Source organism: Rhodovarius sp., assembly GCF_040399605.1.
Lineage (GTDB): Bacteria > Pseudomonadota > Alphaproteobacteria > Acetobacterales > Acetobacteraceae > Rhodovarius > Rhodovarius crocodyli_A.
The window spans coordinates 1-5,458 of record NZ_JBBARU010000126.1 but is presented as its reverse complement, the minus strand read 5'-3'; the positions used below and the strand labels follow the sequence as shown (position 1 = coordinate 5,458).

General features: G+C 67.6%; 8 protein-coding genes and 1 tRNA gene. 3 read left to right on the top strand and 6 right to left on the bottom strand.

The genetic code is table 11. The features are described from left to right. Positions 1-241: hypothetical protein (locus ABWP84_RS17955; RefSeq protein ID WP_353213393.1), on the top strand; the 241-nt coding region annotated here is incomplete at its 5' end. A 2-nt stretch (positions 242-243) separates the two neighbouring features. On the opposite strand, the gene ABWP84_RS17950 is transcribed toward ABWP84_RS17955, so the two are convergent. Beyond that, positions 244-753: a thiamine phosphate synthase gene (locus ABWP84_RS17950; protein WP_353213392.1), complete on the bottom strand. Its 510-nt coding sequence runs from the start codon at positions 751-753 to the stop codon at positions 244-246. Between the two features lie 43 nt (positions 754-796). Between ABWP84_RS17950 and ABWP84_RS17945 the strand changes: the two genes are divergently transcribed. Then, the gene (locus ABWP84_RS17945; protein WP_353213391.1) at positions 797-1,471 is read left to right on the top strand and encodes a YggS family pyridoxal phosphate-dependent enzyme; all 675 of its coding nucleotides are present in this window, start codon (positions 797-799) and stop codon (positions 1,469-1,471) included. Here the strand turns inward: ABWP84_RS17945 and ABWP84_RS17940 are convergent. The 4 genes from ABWP84_RS17940 to ABWP84_RS17925 all read right to left on the bottom strand — a co-directional run bounded on the left by ABWP84_RS17940 (position 1,459) and on the right by ABWP84_RS17925 (position 4,522). After that, the gene (locus ABWP84_RS17940) at positions 1,459-1,962 is read right to left on the bottom strand and encodes a L,D-transpeptidase (protein WP_408904292.1); all 504 of its coding nucleotides are present in this window, start codon (positions 1,960-1,962) and stop codon (positions 1,459-1,461) included. The two genes, ABWP84_RS17945 and ABWP84_RS17940, sit on opposite strands and share 13 nt — an antisense overlap. 3 nt (positions 1,963-1,965) lie before the next feature. Beyond that, the gene (locus ABWP84_RS17935) at positions 1,966-4,230 is read right to left on the bottom strand and encodes an NADP-dependent malic enzyme (RefSeq protein ID WP_353213390.1); all 2,265 of its coding nucleotides are present in this window, start codon (positions 4,228-4,230) and stop codon (positions 1,966-1,968) included. A 63-nt stretch (positions 4,231-4,293) separates the two neighbouring features. Next, the gene (locus ABWP84_RS17930) at positions 4,294-4,434 is read right to left on the bottom strand and encodes a hypothetical protein (protein ID WP_353213389.1); all 141 of its coding nucleotides are present in this window, start codon (positions 4,432-4,434) and stop codon (positions 4,294-4,296) included. A 2-nt stretch (positions 4,435-4,436) separates the two neighbouring features. After that, positions 4,437-4,522, bottom strand: a tRNA-Leu gene (locus tag ABWP84_RS17925). A 68-nt stretch (positions 4,523-4,590) separates the two neighbouring features. On the opposite strand from ABWP84_RS17925, the gene lipB reads away from it, so the two are divergent. Further along, entirely contained in the window at positions 4,591-5,274 is a 684-nt protein-coding gene (gene lipB, locus ABWP84_RS17920; RefSeq protein ID WP_353213388.1) for a lipoyl(octanoyl) transferase LipB, read from the top strand. Here lipB and ABWP84_RS17915 read toward each other — a convergent pair. After that, positions 5,264-5,458, bottom strand: a 195-nt coding sequence (locus ABWP84_RS17915; protein WP_353213387.1) for an AEC family transporter, incomplete at its 5' end; no start/stop codon positions are given. The two genes, lipB and ABWP84_RS17915, sit on opposite strands and share 11 nt — an antisense overlap.

Genomic DNA, 5,458 nt, shown 5'->3' with positions numbered 1-5,458 from the left:
GCTAGATGTTGAGGTGGAGCAGTCGGGGAGGCGGCTGGGGCGCCAGGTTTTGAGCAGTGAATTGCTGCCGCTGATCATCGCCTATTGCATTGGCGCGCGGATCGGGCTGCCGGCCAATGCGGAGAAATCCGTGCTGATCACCACCGGCGGCGCTGTGCTGGATTGCGTCATTGGCCATGGCAGCCTGCCGCCCTATCGCCGCACAAGAGCACAGGCCGCGCGGCTGATGGGCGAGTGGTAGCCCTAGCTTCCAAGCCATCCGACAGCCGCCACCCCCGCCGCCTGCGCTGGCACGCGCCGCTGGCTGCGCTCATCCACGCCGCCCAGCGCCACCGCCGGCCGGTTGGCATGCCGCGCCAGCCAGGCCCAGCCATGTGGCCCCAGCGGCCGCGCGCCGGGATGGCTTTGGGTGGCAAAAATGGGCGAGATCAGCGCGGCATCAGCGCGCAAGGCTCGGCCGCGGAAGAGCCCGCGCCTGCCATGCACCGCCAGGCTCAGCAGCGCCCCGGGCCGCCTGGACCGCAGGAAGGCGAGCAGCCCAGGCGTTGGCCGCTCGGGCAGATGCAGCCCGGCCCCCAGGCGCAGGGCCGCCCTGCCATCACCGGCCACCAGAAGGCGCAGGCCGCGCTGGCGGCATAGCCGCGCCAAAGCGGGCAGCGCCAGGGGCGGCATGCCGCGCGCCACCACCGCCGCGCCGCGCGGCAGCCGCGCCACCGCCGCCATCGGGTCGGGCAGGCGAAGCGGGTCGCTCAACAGCCATAGCCGGGGAATGCCGAGTGCTTTATCTCGCCCAACCATGACCAGCATTGCCGCCGCCCTCCGTACCATTCAGGACAGGATCGCCGAAGCGACCGCCCGCGCCAACCGCGCCGAGGGGAGTGTCGCCCTCGTCGCCGTCTCGAAAACCAATCCGATCGAGGCGGTGGAGGCGGCGCTGGCCGCCGGCCAAATGCTGTTCGGCGAGAACCGGGTGCAGGAGGCGGCGGGCAAGTTTCCGGCCCTGCGTGCTGCCCACCCCGGCATGCGCCTGCACATCATCGGCGGGTTGCAGACCAATAAGGCCGAGGATGCCGTGGCGATCGCCGATGTGATCGAAAGTCTGGACCGTCCCCGGCTGGCCCAGGCGATTGCCGCCGGCATGGCCAAGACCGGCCGCCGCCCCGATTTGCTGGTGCAGGTGAATGTAGGCGATGAGGCGCAAAAAGCCGGCGTGCCCCGGGCCGAGGCCGATGCCTTTCTGCGCCTGACGCGTGACGAGTTGGGCCTGCCGGTCACCGGCCTGATGTGCATTCCCCCCGCCGAGGGCGACCCCAGGCCACATTTTGCCTGGCTGGCCGGGCTGGCGGCGCGGCATGGGCTCTCTGTGCTCTCGATGGGGATGAGCGGCGATTTCGAGGCGGCGATCATGGAAGGTGCCACCCATGTGCGGGTGGGCAGCGCGATTTTCGGGGCGCGCGCCTATCCCACCTGAAACCCGCGCAGCCCCTGGGCCAGCAGGGCGCGCAAATCCCGCTCGGGCAGGGCGATGCAGCCCTCGGTCGGCGCCAAGCCGGGCCGGGCGATGTGCAGGAAGATCGCGCTGCCACGGCCGCGGGTGACCGGCGCCATGTTCCAGCCCAGCACGCCGATCACGTCATAGACCGCATCCTCACGCCATAGCACCTCATGCCGCGCGTCATGCGGCAGGGTGATCTGGCGGTTGTAATCGGCATGGGTCTCATCATCGCACCAGCCATCATTGGGGGCCAGGGGCTCCACCCGCACCGCCGCCTGGGGTTTGGGGCCGCGATCGGCCCGCCAGAGCACCCGTTCCAGCGGCAACAGGCCGCAGGGGGTTGCGCCGTCGCCCTCGTGTTTCCGGGCTGAGATGCCGCCGCTGCCCAGGGCGCAGCGCAGCATTTGGCCGCGAAAGCGAAGCATGCCATCGGCGCTGACCTGGGCGATGTCATCGGCACCGATCATGGCCTAGCCATTCGCCTGCGCCACTGCGGCCGCGGTGACATTGACGATGCCGCGCGCGGTGACGCTGCTCACCAGCACCTCAATGGGCTGGTTCATGCCCAGCAGCAGCGGGCCCACCTGCAGCCCATCCGCCGCCGCCTTGAGCAGATTAAAGGCGATATTGGCGGAATCGAGATTGGGCATGACCAGCAGATTGGCGGTATCGGTCAGCCGGGTGCTGGGCACGGCGCGGCGGAGGATGGCGGGCAATAGGGCGGCATCGGCATGCATTTCGCCATCCACCTCCAGCCCCGGCTCGGCAGCCTGGATGAGTCTCAGCGCCTCGCGCATTTTCTTGGCACTTGGCGCCTGCGAATTGCCGAAGCTGGAATGGCTGAGCAGGGCGGCGCGGGGGGTGATGCCGAATTCGCGGATCTGGGCGGCGGCCAGGATCGTCATCTCGGCGATTTGCGCCGCGCTGGGATCAATCAGCAAATGGGTATCGACGAAGAACAGCGTGGCATTGGGCACGATCACCGCGCTGAGCGCATAAACGCGGGAGACCTTGGGGGATTTGCCCACCACATCGAGCGCATGGTGCCAGTGGCGCATCCAATCGCCATTGCCGCCGATAATGGCGGCATCCGCCTGGCCGGTTTGCAGCAGCATGGCGGCAGCCACTGTGGGGTTCACCCGCATCTGCCGGCCGGCACTATCGGGTGGAATGCCGCGCCGGCCCACCTTTTGGGCATAAAGCTCCTCGAGCGGCCCAAAGATCGCATCATCCTCCTGTGGGTCGAGAATGGTGACGGCGTGGTCCATATCCAGGCGCAGGCCCATGGATTTGGCGCGCTCGAGGATCACCGCGCGGCGGCCGAGCAGGATGGGGCTGGCGATTCTTTCATCCAGCACCGTCTGCACGGCGCGCAGGGTGCGTTCATCCTCGCCTTCGGCATAGACGACGCGGCGGGGCTGGCTGCGCGCCGTCTCGAAGAGCGGCCGCATGAGGTTGCCGGAGCGGAAGACGAAGCGTTCCAACTCCCGCCGATAGGCTTCGAAATCGGCGATGGGGCGGCGGGCAACGCCGGATTCCATCGCCGCGCGGGCCACGGCCGGGGCGATTTCCAGGATGAGCCGCGGGTCGAAGGGCTTGGGGATGATGTAGTCCGGGCCGAAGATCGGCGCGACGCCGCCATAGGCCGCGGCCACGACCTCACTGGCCTCGACACGGGCGAGGGCGGCGATGGCCTCCACCGCCGCCACCTTCATCGCTTCATTGATCGTGGTGGCGCCGGCATCCAGCGCGCCGCGGAAAATAAAGGGGAAGCAGAGGACGTTGTTGACCTGATTGGGAAAATCGGTGCGGCCGGTGGCGATGATGGCATCCGGCCGGTGCTGCCGCACCAAATCGGGCATGATTTCCGGGTCGGGGTTGGCGAGGGCCAGGACGAGCGGCTTGGGGCCGAGTTTTTCCAGCCATTCGGGCTTGAGCACATTGGGCGCGGAGAGGCCGAGAAAGACATCGGCGCCGTCCAGCACCTCGGCCAGGGTTCGGGCATTGGTGGGCTGGGCGTAGCGCGCCTTATAGGGGTCGGTGCCCGGGCGGCCTTGCCAGACCACGCCTTCCACATCGCAGACCGTCACGTTTTCACGCTTGAGGCCCATTTCCAGCAGCAGGTCGAGGCAGGCGAGCGCGGCCGCGCCGCCGCCGGTATTGACCAGCTTCACCTCGGATAATTCTTTGCCCTGCAGCAGCAACCCGTTGCGCACGGCAGCGGCGACGATGATGGCGGTGCCGTGCTGGTCATCGTGAAAGACCGGGATGTTCATCCTGGCGCGGAGTTCGCGCTCGATTTCGAAACATTCGGGGGCCTTGATATCCTCAAGGTTGATGGCGCCGAAGCTGGGTTCGAGGCGGGCCACGGTGTCGATGAAGGCCTGCGGGTCGCGCTCATCGATTTCGATGTCGATGCTGTCGATCCCGGCGAATTTCTTGAAGAGGACGGCCTTGCCCTCCATCACCGGCTTGCTCGCCAGCGCGCCAATGGCGCCCAGGCCGAGCACGGCGGTGCCATTGGTGATGACGGCCACCAAATTGCCGCGCGCGGTGTATTCCCAGGCCATGTCGGGGTTGCGGGCAATTTCCTCGCAGGCCGCCGCCACGCCGGGGGAATAGGCCAGGCCCAGGTCGCGCTGGGTGGCCATGCGCTTGGTGGGCTCGATGCTGATTTTTCCCGGCCTTGGCAGGCGGTGGTAATCAAGCGCCGCGCGGCGGAAATCTTCGTCCATCACAAGCCCCCCAGAAGCTAGGGGACAATGTGCGGGCTGCGCTGGCCTGAGGCAACCGCAGGCCTATTCCAGGCGAATATTGGCAGCCCGGGCGATGCCGCCCCAGCGGGCTGTTTCAGCTTGCACCAAGGCAGTGAACACCGCCTGGCCTGCGGACGCACGGGACCAGTGTGAAAGCGGCAGGCCGAGCAGCTGACGGCTCATATTGGTGCGGCCAAGAAGATTCGAACTTCCACAGGGTTTCCCCCACTAGCACCTCAAGCTAGCGCGTCTACCATTTCGCCATGGCCGCACGCGGGCTTGGCATAACCCAGGTCGCGACGGGTTACAACGGTGCCTCTGCCGCTCCATAAAGCCAGGATGCTGGAAAATGCCATCGCCATCCCGCCCGGCCGGCAGCTGCATGGCGTCGAATGGGCCATCTCTGCGGGGCTTACGCCCTATTCACCCGCCATCGCGGCCATGGAGGCGCGGGCGCATGCCATTCGCGCCGGCACAGCGGGCGAGGCGGTGTGGCTGGTGGAGCACCCCCCCACCTATACCGCCGGCACCTCCGCCAAGCCTGAGGATCTGAAGGAAACCCGCTTCCCCACCGTGGCGGCGGGGCGGGGCGGGCAATGGACCTATCACGGGCCGGGGCAGCGCGTGGGTTATGCCATGCTGGACCTGACGCACCCGCATGGTGGCGTGGCCGCGCGGGACGTGCGCGCTTATGTCCATGCGCTGGAGGAATGGATGATCCGCGCGCTGTGGCGTTTCCACATTCGCGGCGAGCGGCGCGAGGGGCGGGTGGGCATTTGGGTGGCGCGGGATGGCCAGGAGGCGAAAATCGGCGCCATTGGCGTGCGGGTGACGCGCTGGGTGGCCTGGCATGGCATTGCGCTGAATGTGGAGCCGGATTTGTCGCATTTTGGCGGCATCGTGCCATGCGGTGTGGCGGAGCATGGGGTGACATCGCTGCATGCGCTGGGCGTGCCGGCGACGATGGAGGAGGTGGACGGGGCCTTGATGGCCGCCTGGGCGGAGATTTTCGCTACAGCGTGAACAGTGCCAGCACCACCGAGAGCGTCACCACCGAGAGCACCGAACTCACCAGCACCGCGGCCCCACTCTCCGCCATGCCGACGCCATAGCGGCTGGACATTAAAAACGCATTTGCCCCGGTGGGCAGGGCCGCGATGGTCGTGGTCACCGCCACTTCCAGATCGGAAAGCCCCAGCAGCCGGCA

Excerpts from the sequence above, each read along its gene's own strand:
- ABWP84_RS17945 (WP_353213391.1), top strand. The coding sequence starts at position 797 with ATGACCAGCATTGCCGCCGCCCTCCGTACCATTCAGGACAGGATCGCC.
- ABWP84_RS17940 (WP_408904292.1), bottom strand. The coding sequence starts at position 1,962 with ATGATCGGTGCCGATGACATCGCCCAGGTCAGCGCCGATGGCATGCTT.
- ABWP84_RS17935 (WP_353213390.1), bottom strand. The coding sequence starts at position 4,230 with ATGGACGAAGATTTCCGCCGCGCGGCGCTTGATTACCACCGCCTGCCA.
- ABWP84_RS17930 (WP_353213389.1), bottom strand. The coding sequence starts at position 4,434 with ATGAGCCGTCAGCTGCTCGGCCTGCCGCTTTCACACTGGTCCCGTGCG.
- lipB (WP_353213388.1), top strand. The coding sequence starts at position 4,591 with ATGCTGGAAAATGCCATCGCCATCCCGCCCGGCCGGCAGCTGCATGGC.